This window comes from Providencia sp. PROV272 (genome assembly GCF_049901975.1).
Classification (GTDB): Bacteria; Pseudomonadota; Gammaproteobacteria; order Enterobacterales; family Enterobacteriaceae; genus Providencia; species Providencia stuartii.
Map to the genome: position 1 here is coordinate 2097048 of NZ_CP096291.1, position 18088 is coordinate 2115135.

17 protein-coding genes and 1 tRNA gene are annotated in these 18088 nt (G+C 40.8%); 8 read left to right on the top strand and 10 right to left on the bottom strand.

Annotated elements, in window-relative coordinates; genetic code table 11:
* Positions 1–133: 133 nt before the first annotated feature.
* Complete coding sequence (locus M1E93_RS09510) at positions 134–886, top strand: MipA/OmpV family protein (RefSeq protein ID WP_004920345.1); 753 nt, start codon at positions 134–136, stop codon at positions 884–886.
* A 135-nt stretch (positions 887–1021) separates the two neighbouring features.
* On the opposite strand, the gene M1E93_RS09515 is transcribed toward M1E93_RS09510, so the two are convergent.
* The 3 genes from M1E93_RS09515 to gapA all read right to left on the bottom strand — a co-directional run bounded on the left by M1E93_RS09515 (position 1022) and on the right by gapA (position 3893).
* Positions 1022–1639 (bottom strand): tetratricopeptide repeat protein, encoded by a 618-nt coding sequence (locus M1E93_RS09515; protein ID WP_014656075.1) that lies wholly within the window; start codon positions 1637–1639, stop codon positions 1022–1024.
* 204 nt (positions 1640–1843) lie between these two features.
* Positions 1844–2725 (bottom strand): D-hexose-6-phosphate mutarotase, encoded by an 882-nt coding sequence (locus tag M1E93_RS09520; RefSeq protein WP_004920336.1) that lies wholly within the window; start codon positions 2723–2725, stop codon positions 1844–1846.
* A 172-nt stretch (positions 2726–2897) separates the two neighbouring features.
* Positions 2898–3893 carry a glyceraldehyde-3-phosphate dehydrogenase gene (gapA, locus tag M1E93_RS09525; protein ID WP_004920333.1) on the bottom strand — a complete coding sequence of 332 codons (996 nt, stop codon included), beginning with the start codon at positions 3891–3893 and terminating at the stop codon, positions 2898–2900.
* A gap of 355 nt (positions 3894–4248) precedes the next feature.
* Between gapA and msrB the strand changes: the two genes are divergently transcribed.
* A complete protein-coding gene (gene msrB, locus M1E93_RS09530) occupies positions 4249–4662 on the top strand; it encodes a peptide-methionine (R)-S-oxide reductase MsrB (RefSeq protein WP_004920330.1) in 414 nt (137 codons plus the stop codon).
* A 115-nt stretch (positions 4663–4777) separates the two neighbouring features.
* Positions 4778–5083 (top strand): YeaC family protein, encoded by a 306-nt coding sequence (locus M1E93_RS09535; protein ID WP_004920326.1) that lies wholly within the window; start codon positions 4778–4780, stop codon positions 5081–5083.
* A 231-nt stretch (positions 5084–5314) separates the two neighbouring features.
* Here M1E93_RS09535 and pncA read toward each other — a convergent pair whose 3' ends face one another.
* The 3 genes from pncA to sppA all read right to left on the bottom strand — a co-directional run bounded on the left by pncA (position 5315) and on the right by sppA (position 9039).
* A complete protein-coding gene (pncA, locus tag M1E93_RS09540) occupies positions 5315–5971 on the bottom strand; it encodes a bifunctional nicotinamidase/pyrazinamidase (protein WP_014656074.1) in 657 nt (218 codons plus the stop codon).
* Positions 5958–6977 (bottom strand): asparaginase, encoded by a 1020-nt coding sequence (gene ansA, locus M1E93_RS09545; protein WP_004920319.1) that lies wholly within the window; start codon positions 6975–6977, stop codon positions 5958–5960. The genes pncA and ansA overlap by 14 nt, the downstream gene beginning before the upstream one ends.
* A 193-nt stretch (positions 6978–7170) precedes the next feature.
* Positions 7171–9039, bottom strand: a complete 1869-nt coding sequence (gene sppA, locus M1E93_RS09550; protein ID WP_014656073.1) for a signal peptide peptidase SppA — start codon at positions 9037–9039, stop codon at positions 7171–7173.
* Positions 9040–9360: 321 nt separating this feature from the next.
* On the opposite strand from sppA, the gene M1E93_RS09555 reads away from it, so the two are divergent.
* Genes M1E93_RS09555 through M1E93_RS09565 form a run of 3 tightly spaced genes read left to right on the top strand, consistent with a single transcriptional unit; the run spans position 9361 to position 12906 of the window.
* Positions 9361–9912, top strand: coding sequence for an NAD(P)H nitroreductase (locus M1E93_RS09555; protein ID WP_014656072.1), 552 nt, complete (start codon positions 9361–9363; stop codon positions 9910–9912).
* Positions 9913–9930: 18 nt separating this feature from the next.
* A complete protein-coding gene (gene selD, locus M1E93_RS09560) occupies positions 9931–10971 on the top strand; it encodes a selenide, water dikinase SelD (protein WP_014656071.1) in 1041 nt (346 codons plus the stop codon).
* A 3-nt stretch (positions 10972–10974) separates the two neighbouring features.
* A complete protein-coding gene (locus M1E93_RS09565; protein WP_004920303.1) occupies positions 10975–12906 on the top strand; it encodes a DNA topoisomerase III in 1932 nt (643 codons plus the stop codon).
* A gap of 81 nt (positions 12907–12987) precedes the next feature.
* Here the strand turns inward: M1E93_RS09565 and xthA are convergent, their stop codons facing one another.
* The gene (gene xthA / locus M1E93_RS09570) at positions 12988–13803 is read right to left on the bottom strand and encodes an exodeoxyribonuclease III (RefSeq protein ID WP_004920298.1); all 816 of its coding nucleotides are present in this window, start codon (positions 13801–13803) and stop codon (positions 12988–12990) included.
* 461 nt (positions 13804–14264) lie between these two features.
* Between xthA and M1E93_RS09575 the strand changes: the two genes are divergently transcribed.
* A complete protein-coding gene (locus tag M1E93_RS09575) occupies positions 14265–15140 on the top strand; it encodes a LysR family transcriptional regulator (protein WP_426207284.1) in 876 nt (291 codons plus the stop codon).
* A 1-nt stretch (position 15141) separates the two neighbouring features.
* Here M1E93_RS09575 and M1E93_RS09580 read toward each other — a convergent pair.
* The 3 genes from M1E93_RS09580 to M1E93_RS09590 form a co-directional block, all read right to left on the bottom strand.
* A tRNA-Tyr gene (locus tag M1E93_RS09580) sits at positions 15142–15226 on the bottom strand.
* Positions 15227–15365: 139 nt separating this feature from the next.
* Positions 15366–16214: a formyltetrahydrofolate deformylase gene (purU, locus tag M1E93_RS09585; RefSeq protein WP_004920291.1), complete on the bottom strand. Its 849-nt coding sequence runs from the start codon at positions 16212–16214 to the stop codon at positions 15366–15368.
* Positions 16215–16413: 199 nt separating this feature from the next.
* A complete protein-coding gene (locus M1E93_RS09590) occupies positions 16414–16893 on the bottom strand; it encodes a YchJ family protein (protein WP_014656068.1) in 480 nt (159 codons plus the stop codon).
* Positions 16894–17023: 130 nt separating this feature from the next.
* Here M1E93_RS09590 and rssB point away from each other — a divergent pair, with 130 nt between their 5' ends.
* Positions 17024–18022, top strand: coding sequence for a two-component system response regulator RssB (gene rssB / locus M1E93_RS09595; protein ID WP_014656067.1), 999 nt, complete (start codon positions 17024–17026; stop codon positions 18020–18022).
* Positions 18023–18088 lie beyond the last annotated feature (66 nt).

Here is an 18088-nt window from a genome sequence, read left to right on the forward strand (position 1 = left end):
GATTGTGTAAACAGTATTAGACATAGTTATAAATTTAACTAAAAATGTGATCAGTCGTGGGAGTGTTTTGGCTAAAGAGCACATCAAGGTATGATGCGCACTATTGTTCAATCTTCTAATATTTCAGGTTAATATGCGTAAAACAATCAAATTAACATCACTTGCTGTCGCATTAGGTTTATTATCCTCCGCAGCTATGGCTGGAACTTGGTCTGTAGGGGGTTCGGTTTTGGCGCAATCAACACCTTATAAAGGTATAAAATCGAAAGACTATGTTACGCCAGTACCGATTGTTAACTATGAAGGTGAAAACTTCTATTTTCGTACGTTAGCAGTAGGTTACTACTTGTGGAATGACCAAGAGGATCAACTTTCGCTTGATGCTTATTATTACCCTCAATTCTTCAAACCGAAAGATAACGACGACCGTGATATGCGTGAGCTTGATCGTCGCCGCGATACGGTAATGGGGGGCTTGACGTACAAACACAAAGCCGATTGGGGAACAATCCGTACCGTTGCGTCGGGGGATATGTTAGGGATCAGTAATGGTTTGCGTGCAGAAGTTGCTTACCTTTATGGTTTCTATGGCGACAATTGGTCGTTAGTTCCAGGTGTAGGTATCAAGTGGGATAGCAAAAATCAAAACCGCTATGAGTATGGTGTCTCTTCAAAAGAGTCGCGTAATAGTGGTTTAGCTCGCTATCGTCCGGGTGATAGCTGGACTCCATATGTTGAATTATCAGGTAACTATAAGTTCAATGATAATTGGAGTGCCTTTGCAATGGGGCGTATTGACCGTCTGCCAAATGAAGTGAAAGATAGTCCAATGGTTAATAAATCAGTTTCTGCAATTGTTTGGAGTGGGGTAACTTATACCTTCTAATTGCTAACCACGACTTGACAAAAAATCCCAAAATGCGCTTTGTGCTTTTGGGATTTTTTATTGGTATTTGAACAGGGCACGAATAGTTGCTGACATGGTTGATTATGGCGAATTTGCTGGTGGTAGATGGCTATTTTAGTCAGGATCTTTATAAATATCGCAAGGATAATCGGGGAGGTAGGATAAGACGTGAGCGATCTTGGCTTTTGCAAAATACTCATAAGCTTTTGCATAATCTTTGGTAACCCCCATGCCATTTTCGTACATTCGGCCTAAATAGAGATAGGCATCTTCGTTATGTTGTGCAGCCGCTTTATGATACAGCTCTAGAGCTATTGTATAATTTTGACCAATTGCATGACCATGTTGATACATGAAACCAAGCATAGCCTGAGCATCGGGAATCCCATTATCAGCCGCTTTTTTAATCCAAGCAAACGCTTTAAGCCAATCTGTATCAACAACTTTTCCGTCATAATAGTGCAGTCCTAAAACATACTGTGATTTAGCACAACCTTGTTCTGCTGACATCTTTATCCAGCGATAAGTTTCTTCAGGTTGCCTTAGATACCGTGTGTTCCATGACGCGACGCTAAATTGTGCTTCGGCATCACCATTAACCGCATCTTCGCATACCTGTTTTGGCATATCTCTCATCCAACTATTACTATATTTTTTATATAAGTCGTCACAGTAGTTGGCAGAGACGGCAATAGGGGCAGACAATAATAATAACAAGGTGTACTTATTCATTGAGTTCATTTTTTAGTGGGATAGAAATCAATACTTATCTTAAATTTAATTATTGATGCTTTACAACGTGTAGACGGTTTTTTATATCACGTACTATTTCGTTGGAGAGAAAAGGTATATGAAGAAGTGCTGCTTGCGCCATCCTTAGTGACGTAACAGAATGATGAGGCGAGAAAAGAGCCCGCCTCATCGCGGAGGTCACTATCAGTCTTGTGGCTTATTATCGCGTGTCATCATAACGAGAGAAAGGCGAGCGGGGTGCTGATTTTCACTTTTCATCGGTTGATTAATGCGCGCCGTTTCAACACAAACCATCTGTTTGTAGCCATTGTTTGGCATATCTTGCATGCTACATGACAATTCAGCCCATGGGTTCCAACATACAACGTCAGAGTTATGGTAATGGTGTATTTCAATGGTTCGTGACCAGCTATCATCACGGATCAAACTATATTCCTCTGGCTCAGAGTAAATTCTGTCGGTATGGCTATTAATTTTTAGCGGCTTATCTTCATAAACTTCACGGTCACTGACTTTATCAAAGTAGTGGCCACCTAAACCGTATACCGTGGTTTTTTGGATATCACCAATATTGAGGTAAGTGTGCATTGCGGCTGTGGTTTCAAAATCACCATAGCTTTCTAATTCTAACTCACAGGTCTCACCGAGTTTCATTCGCAATATCAATGTAAACTCATGTGGCCATAGTTTGCGTGTATATTCGTTATCTGTCAGAGTGAAGGTGAGGATCACGCCATCTTCATGTTCATTATGTGCAGTAAATTGCCACGGTAAAATGCGGGCGAAACCATGACTTGGGCTACCCGCGGGGCCAAACCAAGGCCAGCAAATAGGGATACCCCCACGAATGGCTGTACCTGCTTTGAAAGCACTTTCACTGCTTAGCCAGATGCACGGTTTTTGACCACAAGGTTGCCAATCGATTAATTGTGCACCTTGAATACTAACGGCACCACGCACTTTAGGATGCGAAACAATAATTAAGGGTAATTCACCCAATTGGCGTTGGCTAATGTAGGCTGAAAGTTGCTTAATCACCGGTAAAGCAAAGAGTTTATCGTGCATAATTATTTGCCTGTGAATAGAGAAACAGTGAATACAAATAGGTTAGCAGAACTTAGGAAAACCGTCATTCACTCTAAGAGGTAAGTGAGGGGCTCCTGACAATTTAGGAGCGAATAAAAGCAAAAGAGCCGCCTAAAGGCGGCTCAAATTAACCATAAAACGCTAATAACTCTTATTTAGAGATGTGAGCGATCAGGTCTAGAACTTTGTTTGAATAACCTGTTTCGTTGTCATACCAAGAAACCAGTTTTACAAAGTTGTCGTTCAGTGCGATACCTGCTTTAGCATCGAATACTGAAGTCAGTTTTTCACCGTTGAAGTCAGTTGATACAACGTCATCTTCAGTGTAACCCAGAACACCTTTCAGCTCGCCCGCAGCCGCTTCTTTGATAGCGTCACAGATTTGAGCGTAAGTGGCTGGTTTTTCCATACGTACAGTTAAGTCAACAACTGAAACGTTTGGAGTAGGAACACGGAAAGACATACCAGTCAGTTTGCCATTCAACTCAGGAATAACTTTACCTACCGCTTTAGCAGCACCAGTTGAAGATGGGATGATGTTTTGAGAAGCACCACGACCACCACGCCAGTCTTTGTGAGAAGGACCATCAACAGTTTTTTGAGTTGCTGTTGTTGCGTGAACAGTCGTCATCAGACCTTCGATAATGCCGAATTTGTCATTGATAACTTTAGCCAGAGGTGCCAAGCAGTTAGTTGTACAAGAAGCGTTAGAAACGATTTCTTGACCTGCATAGCTCTTATGGTTAACACCCATAACGAACATTGGCGTGTCGTCTTTTGAAGGGCCAGTCAGAACAACTTTTTTCGCGCCTGCTTGGATGTGTTTACGTGCAGTTTCATCAGTTAAGAAGATACCTGTTGCTTCTGCAACAACGTCAACACCAACTTCGTTCCACTTCAGGTTTGCAGGATCTTTCTCTGCAGTGACGCGAATTTTTTTGCCATTTACAACTAGGTGACCATCTTTAACTTCAACAGTACCGTTGAAACGACCGTGAGTAGAGTCATATTTCAGCATGTATGCCATATAGTCTGCATCGAGCAGGTCGTTGATAGCAACGATTTCGATATCAGAACGCTCTTGTGCAGCACGGAAAACGATACGGCCAATACGACCAAAACCATTAATACCTACTTTGATAGTCATAGTATTTCCACCAGCTATTTATTCGTGAATTAAGTTGTAGTTAAAGTTACCAAAACCTTGCCAGCCGTCAAGCGGAATCGTGTCAATTATTGAAAAAAATCAAAACAACTCGCACTAATTGCTTACTTGTCAGCCACTTTAGAGGCAAATACATCCGCACGTATTATCGGGATTGTGCGGGATAATGAAACCTGCTATCAGTGATATATGTGAAACTCGTCACAAATCAAAACACAAAGCACTATGTTAATTAGTTTAGAATATCTTTATAAAACGTGTTGTTAATTTTTTGTTGCACCAAATGGGGGTATTCTTAGCTTAATACCACTCAGTTATTTCAATATTTGGGTTTGATATGACAGATAAAAGTAAGCAACCGATTGATATCTCGGAGCTAAATGATATTCAGCAATATGTCACTCAGCAGGCAGGGACCGAGCGTCCGTTCACTGGTGTGTTATTGCATAATCGTAAAGATGGGGTGTATGAATGCCTGTGTTGTGGTACACCACTTTTTCTATCAGACACTAAATTTGATGCAGGGTGCGGGTGGCCGAGTTTTTATCAACCAATGACTGAAGATGCGATTAAGTATATCGAAGATTTCTCCCATGGAATGCATCGGATTGAAGTGCGTTGTCAAAATTGTAATGCCCACTTAGGACATGTGTTTCCTGATGGTCCACAACCAACGGGGCAACGTTACTGCATTAATTCAGCATCATTAAGTTTTATCGATGAGAAAACTGGCGAAAAGACCCGTGGATAGGGTGCTGAAGCTAGCTGACGCTGAAAACTAAATTAAGCAATATCGATTCAGCTAAGTTGAAATAGATAATATGTCAAATGAACTACTAACTGGGTCTCTTTGAAGGAGTTGTGAAGTGAGTGTAAATTTAGAGCCAGAGCAATTAGAGCAACTGTTATCAGTGATGACCCCTGAAATTTATCAGCGTTTGGTGACAGCCGTTGAATTAGGAAAATGGCCTGATGGTGTCGCATTAACCCCTGAGCAAAAAGAGCATAGCTTACAGATGGTGATGTTATGGCAGTCTCGTCATAATCATGATCCTGAACATATGACCATTGGTACGGATGGGCAGATCACGATGAAAAGTAAGCAGGAACTTAAATCGATGTTTCAAGGGGAAATGTTGGCAACCTTGAAGCCACAAAATAAAGACGAATAATCGCAATTAGAGGCAGGCGACAGGCGAAATAACACGCTAGGCATACAGAAAAACGAAATGAACAGTGTGCCTTGTCGCCGTGGTTGAAAATGGCGCAATCAGCGTTGATAAAACATGGATATGGGGGAGAGGTACTCGCGTGTGCTTTTTATTCAATCTATGTCAAACAACCAATAGTGTTAGCGACTAGCCAATACCTTGCCTTAAAAGGGCAAGGTACGTCGTTGTTAATTATTGCAGAGAATCGGTGGTGAGTAGGGTCGCCCCTTTTTGTGACATCTCGGCTAATGCGAGTTCACTATCCATTGCGGATAAATTTACGCCTCGGCAACCATCGGTAAGTACATCAACGTTATATCCCAGCTTTAACGCATCAAGTACCGTGAATTTGACACAATAATCGGTCGCTATCCCCATAATGAATAATTGGGTAATTTGTTGCTCTTGTAACCAAGCGTGTAATCGCGTCTGGCTTACTTTATCATTGTCGAAAAAAGCACTGTAGCTGTCTACTTGCGGATTTTCACCCTTCGTAAAAACTTCACAAATGGCATCTCGGTTGAGTTCCGGATGAAACTCAGCGCCAACTTCCCCTTGAACGCAATGAACGGGCCACCACACTTGGGGAATGCCATTAAGCGTACCAATGTCACCAACTTGTGTTCCTGAATTAACAGCAAAGCTCAGGTGATTAGCGGGGTGCCAGTCTTGACTAGCGATAATCGGAATATTTTGTCGTTGGCATAGCTCTATCGCCTTATTCGCTGTTTTTATTACCGTTTCACTATCGGCGACAGCAAGGGCACCACCTGTACAAAAATCATTTTGTAGATCAACTAACAGTAAAGCGGATTTAACTAAATCCTCATTTGGCTTATTCATCGGCATAGCTGAGTTCACCTCTAAGATTATGTTGCATTAATTCCCGAACATGTGCCGGTGTATATTCTTGACTAAGTAAGTAATGTAACTTACTCAATGCAGCTTCAAATGTCATATCAAATCCACTGATAACGCCTGCCTCGGCAAGTGCATGTCCTGTCGCATAGCCTTCCATATTGACTCGACCTGAAATGCACTGTGTCAGATTTACCACAATAATGCCTCGGTTTGTAGCATCATGGAGAATTTTCAGTAATTCAGGGCGTTGTGGGGCATTTCCGACACCATAGGAGCGTAAAATCAGAGCTTTTACAGGTTGTTGGAGTATGTTACGTACAATTTCAATAGACAGTCCGGGATAGAGCATAACGACACCAATCGGTTGTGGTGTGATCCGGTGGCAGATTAATGGGCCAACACCGATTGGGGCTGGGCAGGTATTAAAAGTACGAATATGAATACCTGCTTCCATTAATGGTGGACAGTTGGGGGAAGTGAACGCATCGAAACCATCGGCATGCGATTTTACGGTGCGGTTTCCTCGATACAGTTTATTGTTAAAGAACAAACCGACCTCATTAATGGGGTAATTCGCAGCGAGATATAAGGCATTAAGTAGATTAGTTTGGCCGTCTGAACGCAATGCCTCTAAGGGGATTTGTGACCCTGTCACAATTACAGGCTTACGTAGGTTCTCTAGCATAAATGATAATGCTGATGCCGTATAAGCCATTGTGTCAGTGCCATGTAAGATAACAAAGCCATCATACAGCGCATAGTTTTCACTGATATCATCGGCAATGATTTGCCAATCTTCTGGCGTAATATCAGAGGAGTCGATTAAAGGCTGGTGTTCTTTGATGGTAAACTCAGGCATTTCAGGGCGATGGAACTCGGGCATTTTAGCTAATTGGGCCTGAAGGTGCCCTGAAACTGGAATATAACCTTGTGGGGAGTGGCGCATACCAATGGTTCCGCCAGTATACACAACATAAATCGATTTCTTCTGCATTGAGTTACCTAATGTTCGACGAATAGCATGAATAACAATATAAGCAGCTATTACTATCCTTTGTTTTATATGAAGATATAACAATTTTGACTCATTTAATTATTGTTATCTACTGTTTAAGTGGGATTTGCGAGAGGAGAGGCAAGATAAATAGAGGGATCCCCTTTAGGTGTGCTAAAGGGGATCAGGGAAGTTAGTTAATTTCGGCGCAATTTAAACAGAATGCGTAACGATTTTGAGGATCGTTCATTTTTAAGAAGAATTGTGCCTGTTGACGAATGTCGGTAGCAACAGCTTCTGGTAAGAAGACCTGTAGAACGTCAGGCATCACTGCTTGGGCAGTGCTACTGAGTTCTAAAATTAACTGATCCATAAATGACAACTCAGGTTGCATCCAATCTAATGAGACGTCATTGAGTTTGGCTAATTCAGCCGCTTTAGTCACGGCATCATCGAAATCCCCTAATTGGTCGACTAAGCCAATTTTTTTCGCGTCACTGCCAATCCAAACACGGCCTTGGGCGATTTTATCAATTTCTTCTGGCGTTTTATTACGTGACTTCGCGACTAAACCTATAAAGGTTTTATAACCATTTTCGATAGTAATTTGCATCATATCGGAAAATTCAGGGCTAATTCCTTTGGTTGCAGAGATATCGGCAAGTGGGGTGGTTGATACACCGTCAGTATACACTCCGACAGAATCTAAGGCATTTTCAAAGGTATTGATTACGCCAAAGATGCCTATCGAACCCGTAATCGTATTCGGGCTTGCCACAATATAGTTCGCAGGGGTTGAAACCCAATAGCCGCCAGATGCAGCCATGCCGCCCATTGAAACGACGACGGGTTTACCCGCAGCACGTGCAGACGCGAGTTCGTTGCGGATAAGATCAGAAGCCGTTACGCTACCACCAGGGCTATTAACGCGTAAGATGATTGCTTTAATATTTTCGTTCAAACGGGCTTCGCGAATTTGTGAGCTAATTAAATCACCACTTGCAATACCCGGAGATTGAGGGCCATCCATGATAGCGCCCTGAACGATGATAACGGCAATATTACCCGCTGTGGCTGATGTTTCAGAGCCAGTTGTGCTGGTCAGCTTACCTGAATAATCATAAATACTGATGTAATTGAAATGCTTCTCTTGTTTATTCCAGCCAAATTGATTTTTAAGCACATTTTCTGCTTGCTCACGCGTATAAATCTTATCAACTAATTTTTGATTTAATGCGTATTTTGCGTTATCACCACCGGAGGCACGTAACTTACTAAGTAACACATCTGCCCCAGGGAAGATACCTTTCGCAGTGGTTTGGCGGTTTTTGGCTAGTGTATCAAGATAGTTATTCCATAACGCATCTAGCCACTGTTTAGTCGCTTGGCGTGCTTCTGGTGACATATTGTCTCGCATTAGCGGTTCAACAGCAGATTTATAAGTCCCCACACGGAAAATATGGCTACTGACTTTTAATTTTTCTAACAAGGATTTGTAGTAAAGGGTGTTTGTTGAAAAGCCTTGGATCCCCACCATACCTTGAGGGGATAGAAAAATATGATCAGCGTAACTGGCTAAATAATATTGAGACTGACTAAAACTATCGCCAACAGCATAGATAGGTTTTCCAGACTCTTTGAATTCAGTAATCGCTTTCCCGATAAAGTTTAGGGAAGGCTGATCTGCACTAACGAGGTTATCTAAACGTAATACCATGCCAGTAATACGATCATCGGTTGCTGCACTACGAATGGTATCGACAATGTCAAATAGTGAGTTTTCTTGCATGCGGTTGTTAGGGGTTCCCAATAACTCACGACTCATGCGGCCAAAAGGATCGGGGGTTGAGACCTGATCAACGACAATACCCTGTAAGTCAACATAAAGTGCACCAAAATAGTTCTGGTCAGGTTTAGAATCGGATTGATATAGCGCTATCGAACCAATAACTAAAAAACACAATATAAGAAAAATAGTGTTGAAAACCAATTCCCGAATAAAATTTAGTATTCGCCAACTGAATTTAAATACAGTGGCGATGATTTTCCATGTTTGACGCATAATTTCTCCGACACACGAATTTGCACTTGTTATCTTAACGAAATAAAAACAGTTGTCTGCAAATGAATAATATTTTTATTCATAACAATACGCTTTGGAGCGTTGTACAATGTCGTGATGATATTTTTCAACATACACAAATGATATAATTCAATCAATTAATCAATATAACACCATGGTACTCGTTAGCGAATAAGATGAATGATAAGTTTTTAAGCTGAGTACCTAACCCTGGTTGGGGTATTTAATCATTAATCAGCGCAATAATGATTGCTTGTTTGAATGACTATTATATCAGTTTACTCTGAATCGGAGAGGAATATGGATGCTTTAACCCTTTTATTGAACCGCCGTTCAGCTTCACGGCTAACAACCCCAGCACCACAAGGCGATGAATTGCAAAATATTTTAGCGGCAGGTATGCGTGCTCCTGATCATGGTGCTTTACGGCCTTGGCATTTTATTGTGATGCAAGGCGAAGGGTTAAATCGCTTTAGCCAATTACTTGAAAAAGCAGCGAAAGAGGGCAACTTAGGGCCGGAAGTGGAAGAGAAAGCGCGTAATGCCCCGTTTAGAGCACCTTTGATTATTACAGTTATCGCGAAGACTCAAGCACACCCTAAAGTACCTGAGTGGGAACAAGTTGTTGCTGCTGGTTGTACGGTACAAGCGATGCAAATGGCGGCGGTTGCCCAAGGGTTTGGGGGAATTTGGCGTTCAGGTTCTTGGACGGAAGATGCGGTTGTGCGTGAAGGATTAGGTTGTGCACCGACAGATCGCATTGTGGGCTTTTTATATTTAGGTACGCCTGAACTGAAAGCACCTGCAAAAGTACAGATCCCTGATATGCAAGAATTTGTTTCTTACTTTTAATTGATAAGGCCGAGCGTAATGGAAAAAATTAGATTAACACAGTATAGCCATGGTGCAGGTTGTGGTTGCAAAATTGCCCCAAAAGTTTTGGAACAAATCCTTCATACAGAGCAGGCCAAATTTCATGATCCTCATCTGCTTGTAGGTAACGAAACAAAAGATGATGCGGCTGTTTATGATTTAGGCAATGGCATAGGGATTATCAGTACGACAGATTTTTTTATGCCCATTGTTGATTCACCATATGAATTTGGTCGTATCGCGGCGACTAATGCGATTAGTGATGTGTTTGCTATGGGCGGTAAACCCATTATGGCAATTGCTATTTTAGGGTGGCCTATTGCGAAACTATCTCCCGAAGTGGCAAGAGAAGTCATTGAAGGAGGGAGAGCGGCTTGTGCCGATGCAGGGATTACGCTTGCAGGTGGTCACTCTATTGACGCACCAGAACCGATTTTTGGTTTAGCGGTAACTGGGGTGGTAAATACAGAGCATGTGAAGAAAAATAGTGCAGCAACAGCAGGTTGTGAACTTTTTCTGACTAAGCCGCTGGGCATTGGCGTATTAACGACTGCAGAGAAAAAAGGGTTATTAGCCGAAGAGCACCAAAATCTTGCGGCACAAACAATGTGTCAGTTGAATAAACTGGGAGCTGTTGTTGCACCGTTACCGGGCGTGACTGCAATGACTGATGTGACGGGTTTTGGTCTACTTGGGCATTTGAGTGAAATTTGTCAAGGCTCAAAGGTACGAGCAGAAATATCCTTTAGCCGAGTACCGAAACTTGCAAATGTTGAACATTATATCGATGCCGGTTGTGTACCTGGGGGAACCCAACGCAACTTTGAAAGTTATGGGCATCTTATTGGGCCGATGACAGAGGCTCAACGCAAATTATTATGCGATCCACAAACATCGGGTGGTTTACTGATAGCAGTAGAACCTTCTGAGGTCGCTAAAATTAAAGACATTGCACAGCAGCAAGGTGTTTTGTTACAGTCTATCGGCAAATTATTACCCCATCGGGAAAATGTACCTTTAATTGAAGTGATAGATTAATTCATGCGTTTGTTTATTGCGGAAAAGCCCAGCCTCGCTAGGGCAATAGCGGATGTGTTGCCAAAACCTCATAAGAGAGGGGATGGTTTTATCCAGTGCGGTGATGACCAAATAGTGACATGGTGTATAGGCCACTTATTGGAACAAGCTGAGCCAGATGCGTATGAGCCTCGGTATGCGCGCTGGAATCTGCAAGATCTGCCGATCATTCCTGAAAAGTGGTTGTTAAAACCACGTTCCGCAGTGACAAAGCAGCTTAAAACGATTGATTCCCTTCTCAAACAGGCAACGGAAGTCGTTCATGCCGGAGACCCTGATAGAGAAGGGCAACTGCTGGTGGATGAGGTATTAGATTTTTTGAAGCTTTCTGATGAGAAAAGAAAGCAAGTCAAACGTTGTTTAATCAATGACCTTAACCCTCAAGCCGTTGAAAGAGCCATCGAACGGTTACGTGAAAACCGAGAGTTTATTCCTTTATGCGTTTCGGCATTAGCAAGAGCAAGAGCGGATTGGCTATACGGTATTAACATGACGCGTGCCTACACATTGTTGGGGCAACGTGGCGGGTATCAAGGCGTATTATCAGTAGGGAGAGTACAGACCCCTGTATTAGGCCTTGTTGTTCGCCGTGATGAAGATATTGAAAACTTTGTACCTAAAGATTATTTTGAGGTACGCGCCCATATTGTGACGCCAGAAAATGAACGTTTTGTGGCTACTTGGCAACCAAGTGAATCTTGTATTGATTATCAAGATGAAGAAGGGCGTTTATTTCATCGTCCTCTTGCTGAACATGTGGTGTCGCGTATTACAGGGAAGCCTGCTTTTGTTACGCAGTATCAGGACAAACGCGAATCTGAAATTGCGCCATTACCATTCTCCCTTTCTGCACTACAAATTGAAGCTGCTAAAAAGTTTGGGCTAAGCGCTCAAGAAGTTTTAGATATCTGCCAGCGTTTATACGAAACTCATAAATTGATCACGTATCCACGTTCAGATAGCCGTTATTTACCGGATGAGCATTTTGCTGGACGTCATTCTGTGTTGAATGCGATTTCAGTACATCAACCTGAATTAACTCAGTTTGAATTACCTGAATTAGATAAAAAAAATCGCTGCTGGGACGATAAAAAAGTGGATGCTCACCATGCTATTATTCCAACCGCAAAAGCCGTATCAGTAAAACTAACGGAGCATGAAGCCAATATTTATCAACTGATCGCCCGTCAATATATCATTCAATTTATGTCGGATGCCGTTTACCGTAAATGTACGATTGAGCTTGACATTGAAAAGGGCAAGTTTATTGCGAAAGCGCGTTTTTTAGCGGAAGCGGGTTGGCGAGTCGTATTAGGCAGTAAAGAGCGCGATGCTGAAAATGACGGTAGCCCATTACCGGTTGTTGCTAAGGGGGATGAGTTACTGTGTGAAAAAGGCGAAGTGCTTGAAAAACAAACGCAACCCCCAAGGCCTTTTACGGATGCGACACTATTATCCGCGATGACGGGGATTGCGCGTTTTGTTCAAGATAAAGCCTTAAAAAAGGTATTGCGTGAAACTGATGGGTTAGGCACTGAAGCGACGCGAGCAGGTATTATTGATCTGCTATTTAAGCGTCAGTTTTTATATAAAAAAGGTCGCTATATTCACTCAACCCCAGCGGGTAGAGCGTTAATTCATGTATTGCCTGATATGGCCACATTGCCAGATATGACGGCGCATTGGGAATCTATTTTGACGCAAATCAGTGAAAAACAAACGCGTTATATTGATTTTATGAATCCGCTTAGTGCGACATTAACGCAGCTTATTCATCACGCCCGTCAGTTTACTAACTTACGAGCATTTCGAGAGTTACCGCCTGTCACAAAGAATAAAACGACTAAAAAGCCCGCAAAATCGGCGAAAAAACCGAAAAAAAGTGAGCAAGAGTAGTCTACTAGTGAGTGTGAGTCATTTGATGGTTATCGGAGAGGTCGATAGGGAAAATCTTCCCTATCGAACAAAAAAGAGCAGTTAGCCTTTGGTTAAATCAAACTCGGCCCAAACGGGGGCATGATCTGAAGGTTTTTCCATTCCCCGTATTTCGTAGTCAATCCCTGTTGCCACACAACGTGTAGAAAGAGCCGTAGACGCTAAGAGTAAATCTATACGTAAGCCTCTGTTATCATCAAAACCTTTTGAACGGTAGTCAAACCACGAGTAACAATCATCCACGTCAGGGTTCATTGCGCGATAAGTATCGACAAGCCCCCAATTTAGCAGTCGTTCCATCCATGCGCGCTCTTCGGGTAAAAATGAGCATTTACCTGTTTTTAGCCAGCGTTTACGGTTCGCTTCGCCAATACCAATATCCAGATCAGTTGGACTAATATTCATATCACCCATGATCAATAGTTGTGATTGAGGGGTCTGGGTTGATGTAATATAGTCTTGTAAGTCTTGGTAAAATTTCTCTTTAGCAGGGAATTTTACTGGGTGTTCACGGCTTTCGCCTTGAGGAAAATAGCCATTTACGACAGTTAATAAACCATGATTGGTTTCAATATCTGCCATGATGATCCGGCGTTGTGCATCATCATCGTCGGTAGGAAAGCCTTTTCGAACTGCAACAGGCTTATTTTTAGTCAGGAGAGCGACGCCATAGTGTGCTTTTTGACCATGATAAAATACATGATAGCCTAACTTGCTAACGTCATCGTAAGGAAACATTTCGTCGTGAACTTTGGTTTCCTGTAGACCTATCACCTCTGGCTGATGCTTATCAATGATAGCTGCCAATTGGTGTGGGCGAGCGCGGAGGCCATTTATGTTGAAAGAGATAAATTTCATGGTCTTTTATCACCTATTAGATTTTTGTCTGTACATCGAGATTCTAACAGATGATGACTAGACTGTAACTATTAAATAACTATTTAAATATAAATTGAATTATGCTTAATGAATATTTATAGCTCTAATTATAATCGTAATGTTTTATCTTAAAATTTAAATAAGATTATTAGTTATACAATTAATGAAAAATATGTTCACTGATTTCAAATTGGTGATTTATATTTAATGTGATTTAATAGTCGAGTCATAAAAAACAATGAAATGAAACAGTATAATATATTGCTTTGCATTGTTGGAAAATATAAAAATAGTTTTATGAAAAATTGTTACTCATTCAATGAAAAATTAAATTAAAATTTTCATCTGATATGTCAAGTGATGGGCTATTCAACATATTGTTTTTAATGATTAATAATGTTGAATTTTGCATGTTTAATAAACAGAATGGGGTCATAGATATGTTCTTTTCAAGAAAATTAGAGGCATTTATGGCAGTTGTTGAAAATGGCTCATTGAGTAAGGCTGCTAGGGTAATGAACCGAACGGCGCCACCAATTGCTAAGTCAATTAAAGACTTTGAAACAAGCTTAGGAAAACGCCTATTTAAACGAGAAAAGTTTGGTATGACTTTAACTAAGGATGGTCAAGAGTTATATAATGACTTACGTGATCTTTACTTACAAGAGAAGGAAATAACTAAGAAACATTTTACAGGTTATATTGTCAATGAAGCCAATATTTATTATGACTGGGGGAAAGAAAATTTTCTTATTCACCTTTATCAGGCAGCAAATAAAAATAATGTTCAAATTAATATATTGAGGTTTAATTATGAGGAGGTTGATGAAATTGTTGATTACGATGGTAATACGGTTATTTTAAGTTCTCAACCTGTCGTCAGTGAGCGTTTTTCCTTACAAAGAAAAATAGAGAATGCATCATTAGGGATTTATTGTCGTAATGAATTATATGAAAAATATCATTACAATATTATGGCGCTATTAAGGCAATGCACATGGCTGTGTGATCCTGCATTTTATAAGAGCAGTTTAATGGGGGAGCTGCTTAATCAGGTTGAACTAGAAGGTAATAAGGCCAGTATTCGGCAAATGGATAATATTGGTAACTGCCAGAGTTTTCTTCAAGTTGGTGATTTTATTGCAATTATTGATTACTACCCTGAAAATGACGTGAATGATAAGTTGCTTAACTATATTCCGTTAAATTCAATTATTGAGGATTGCTGCTGCTATGTTTATAAGTCTAAGTCACACTCTAGTGTGTTAAATCGATTTATAGACACAATTGATACTTTAGGTGAAGGGAACGCTTGAATGGTGGTGGGAGAAGGATTCGAACCTTCGAAGTCTGTGACGGCAGATTTACAGTCTGCTCCCTTTGGCCGCTTGGGTATCCCACCAGATTTTGAGTTGCTGTATTCGTTGACAGCGGGCGGCATCATATCAAATGACGCGCCCCTGTAAAGTATTAATTTTTTAAAAGCTGTTCAAATGCTGTTTTTTTGCGCTTCATGCATATTTAAACAGCAAATATTCGTATTACAAGATAATAGTACGGTTTCCGTAAACAAAAACACGTTGAGCTAATACCCAATATAATGCGTGGCTAAGGACATTTTTTTCAACATCCCTACCTGCGCGCATCATATCATCGGCTGTGAAGGTGTGGTCTACATTAATAACGTTTTGCGTAATGATAGGGCCTTCATCAAGATTATCATTAACAAAATGAGCCGTCGCACCAATGATCTTAACGCCCCGTTCATATGCCTGATGATATGGACGGGCACCAATGAATGCAGGCAAGAATGAGTGGTGAATATTAATGATTTGGTTCGGATAATGCTGTACAAACGCTGGGGTTAATACACGCATGTATTTTGCTAAGACCACATAATCAGGTTGATATTGGTCAATTTGCGCAATCATTTTTTCATCATGCTGTTCACGCGTTAGACCTTCATGGCTAATATGGTGGAAAGGAATACCGAATTGTTCGACAAGGCCTTTCAATGTGTCATGGTTACCGATAACTGCCGCAATTTCTACATCTAAACCATCGTATGCACTCTTCATCAATAAGTCACCTAGACAGTGAGCTTCCTTGGTGACCATAACGACAATACGGCGACGGCCTGATGAATTTAATTCACGTTTTGAACCCGCCGGTAGAGCGTCATCGAGATCAGCGAGTAGGGTTTCATCATTAAAAATCCCCTCAAGCTCTGTACGCATAAAGAAGCGACCAGTGCGGTGATCAACAAATTCATTATTCTGTACGATATTGAGCTGGTGTTTGTAACAAATATTGGTGATTTTTGCGATCAAGCCTTTTGCATCAGGACAAATGGTGCGAAGGACTTTTTTTTGTACATTCTTTTGTTGCATGGAAGTGTCTGATCCTTAACTTACAAAGCTTACATACTCATCATACTTCAAGTGACTGTAAATAGCGCAAACAGGGCTTGCATCTATCCGATAAATAGATGTTTTCGCGCATCGTTTTAGCAGTAGCTTGAAGGGCTTAGAGCGCACATAAGCAAACGATACATTATGCATTTCCGTTACGATGGGTAAAACATGACCACTAATGATTGTTACAGCATTTTTTGAATTTTTTGCCGGAACCACATGGACATAGATCATTTCGACCTGTTTTAGGTGTAATACCATCTATGTAATACCAACGTTTTTCTATACGCAGAAAACGGGAACGTTCATGAATAAGCTGTTTATGATCAGCTTTTTCATCAATAAAGCAAGTTGAAAATTCCACATAACCTTCATCGCTATTTTTAGCATAAGAAGAACTAATGACACGAAGAGAAAGCCATTGTGTCTGTAAGAAGCTTTGTTCTATTTCTTCACGCCAGTTATTGGCATGACAATCAGGATGCCAAGTTGCGATAAGGTAATCGGCATTTTTTGTCACATAAGCACTATAGCGAGAGCGCATCAACTGCTCGGGTGTTTCCGGGATTGCCTGATTATCGAGATAAGGTTGGCAGCATTGGCTAAAAGGGAGTGAATTGCCACAAAAACAACAGTTGTTTAGGGATTGTTCCATCTTCTACTCTATAAAAATAAGTATAAGGTATAAAAATAACTATACTTTAAAAATGACAGTACAATGATTTTGTCATATGAATAATAGTATTGGTAGTAAATAACCGATGAAAGCTAGAAGTAGGTTAAATATGAAAAATAAAAAGATACTCATCGTTGAAGATGAAAAAGTTTTTCGTTCAATGTTAGAAGGGTACTTACATGCTCAGGGGATGCAAGTCTTTGTCGCGGATAATGGTCAGAGTGCATTAATACGTCTCACCGAAGAAAACCTTAACCCTGATGTGATTTTGTGTGACTTGAATATGCCTGTCATGAGTGGTGAAGATTTTATGGCAGAGTTGGTCACACGAAATATTCACATCCCTGTTATTGTCATCTCTGCAACAACAGATTTCACGCAGCTTGACCGTATGCTACGGTTAGGTGCAAAAGATGCTTTATTGAAACCAATAAAAAATTTAGAGGAGTTGAAAGTTACTATTCAGAGTAACCTGTATCCTGAGCAATACAACGATCAAGTTGTTAATAGGTTACAACCCACACTGATAAACTATGATAACCAAGATATCACGCCAGTGTTAAAGCAATTGCAGCCACCTATAAATCAAGTGATTAATGGCTATCGCGTTAATTACCGTCAATTAAATGAAATTAACCGGTTCGGGCTACTTCTTGATCTCGCACCAATATCAGATACTCAAATTGGTTTTTATTGCCTTGATATAGAACGCTCTCCACAGGAGGGAATTATGGCAGCGTTCTTGATCCGTGTTGTATTTAACGATTTATTAAAAAATGCGGTAAGTTTTCCAGATAAAAAACTACCTAATATCGATAAAATTATTAATCAAATAAATTATTTATTAGAGGATTCCGGATTTAGTGGGCAATTTCCGATATTACTGGGGTACTTCAATACGCGTAATAAAGCGATTATTCTGGCTAGTGGAGGGTTAGAAGCGGAAGTTGCAACAGAGAATGCTCAATATAGCTTATCTAGGAGTGTTCCATTGGGAACTTTAAAACATCAACCCTCCAATCATCTCGATGTACGAGGGACATTTTGGCAATGTCGAATTTGGAATAACCACCAAAATATTAAATTAATGTTTAATCCTGAATCTTAAGTTTTGTTTAAATTTACTCCAGTAAGTGTCATATTGGCTCTAATTAGGGCTTTGTACTATTTATCC

Coding starts and splice junctions, on each gene's coding strand:
- M1E93_RS09510 (WP_004920345.1), top strand. CDS start 134: ATGCGTAAAACAATCAAATTAACATCACTTGCTGTCGCATTAGGTTTA.
- M1E93_RS09515 (WP_014656075.1), bottom strand. CDS start 1,639: ATGAATAAGTACACCTTGTTATTATTATTGTCTGCCCCTATTGCCGTC.
- M1E93_RS09520 (WP_004920336.1), bottom strand. CDS start 2,725: ATGCACGATAAACTCTTTGCTTTACCGGTGATTAAGCAACTTTCAGCC.
- gapA (WP_004920333.1), bottom strand. CDS start 3,893: ATGACTATCAAAGTAGGTATTAATGGTTTTGGTCGTATTGGCCGTATC.
- msrB (WP_004920330.1), top strand. CDS start 4,249: ATGACAGATAAAAGTAAGCAACCGATTGATATCTCGGAGCTAAATGAT.
- pncA (WP_014656074.1), bottom strand. CDS start 5,971: ATGCCGATGAATAAGCCAAATGAGGATTTAGTTAAATCCGCTTTACTG.
- ansA (WP_004920319.1), bottom strand. CDS start 6,977: ATGCAGAAGAAATCGATTTATGTTGTGTATACTGGCGGAACCATTGGT.
- sppA (WP_014656073.1), bottom strand. CDS start 9,039: ATGCGTCAAACATGGAAAATCATCGCCACTGTATTTAAATTCAGTTGG.
- M1E93_RS09555 (WP_014656072.1), top strand. CDS start 9,361: ATGGATGCTTTAACCCTTTTATTGAACCGCCGTTCAGCTTCACGGCTA.
- selD (WP_014656071.1), top strand. CDS start 9,931: ATGGAAAAAATTAGATTAACACAGTATAGCCATGGTGCAGGTTGTGGT.
- M1E93_RS09565 (WP_004920303.1), top strand. CDS start 10,975: ATGCGTTTGTTTATTGCGGAAAAGCCCAGCCTCGCTAGGGCAATAGCG.
- xthA (WP_004920298.1), bottom strand. CDS start 13,803: ATGAAATTTATCTCTTTCAACATAAATGGCCTCCGCGCTCGCCCACAC.
- M1E93_RS09575 (WP_426207284.1), top strand. CDS start 14,265: ATGTTCTTTTCAAGAAAATTAGAGGCATTTATGGCAGTTGTTGAAAAT.
- purU (WP_004920291.1), bottom strand. CDS start 16,214: ATGCAACAAAAGAATGTACAAAAAAAAGTCCTTCGCACCATTTGTCCT.
- M1E93_RS09590 (WP_014656068.1), bottom strand. CDS start 16,893: ATGGAACAATCCCTAAACAACTGTTGTTTTTGTGGCAATTCACTCCCT.
- rssB (WP_014656067.1), top strand. CDS start 17,024: ATGAAAAATAAAAAGATACTCATCGTTGAAGATGAAAAAGTTTTTCGT.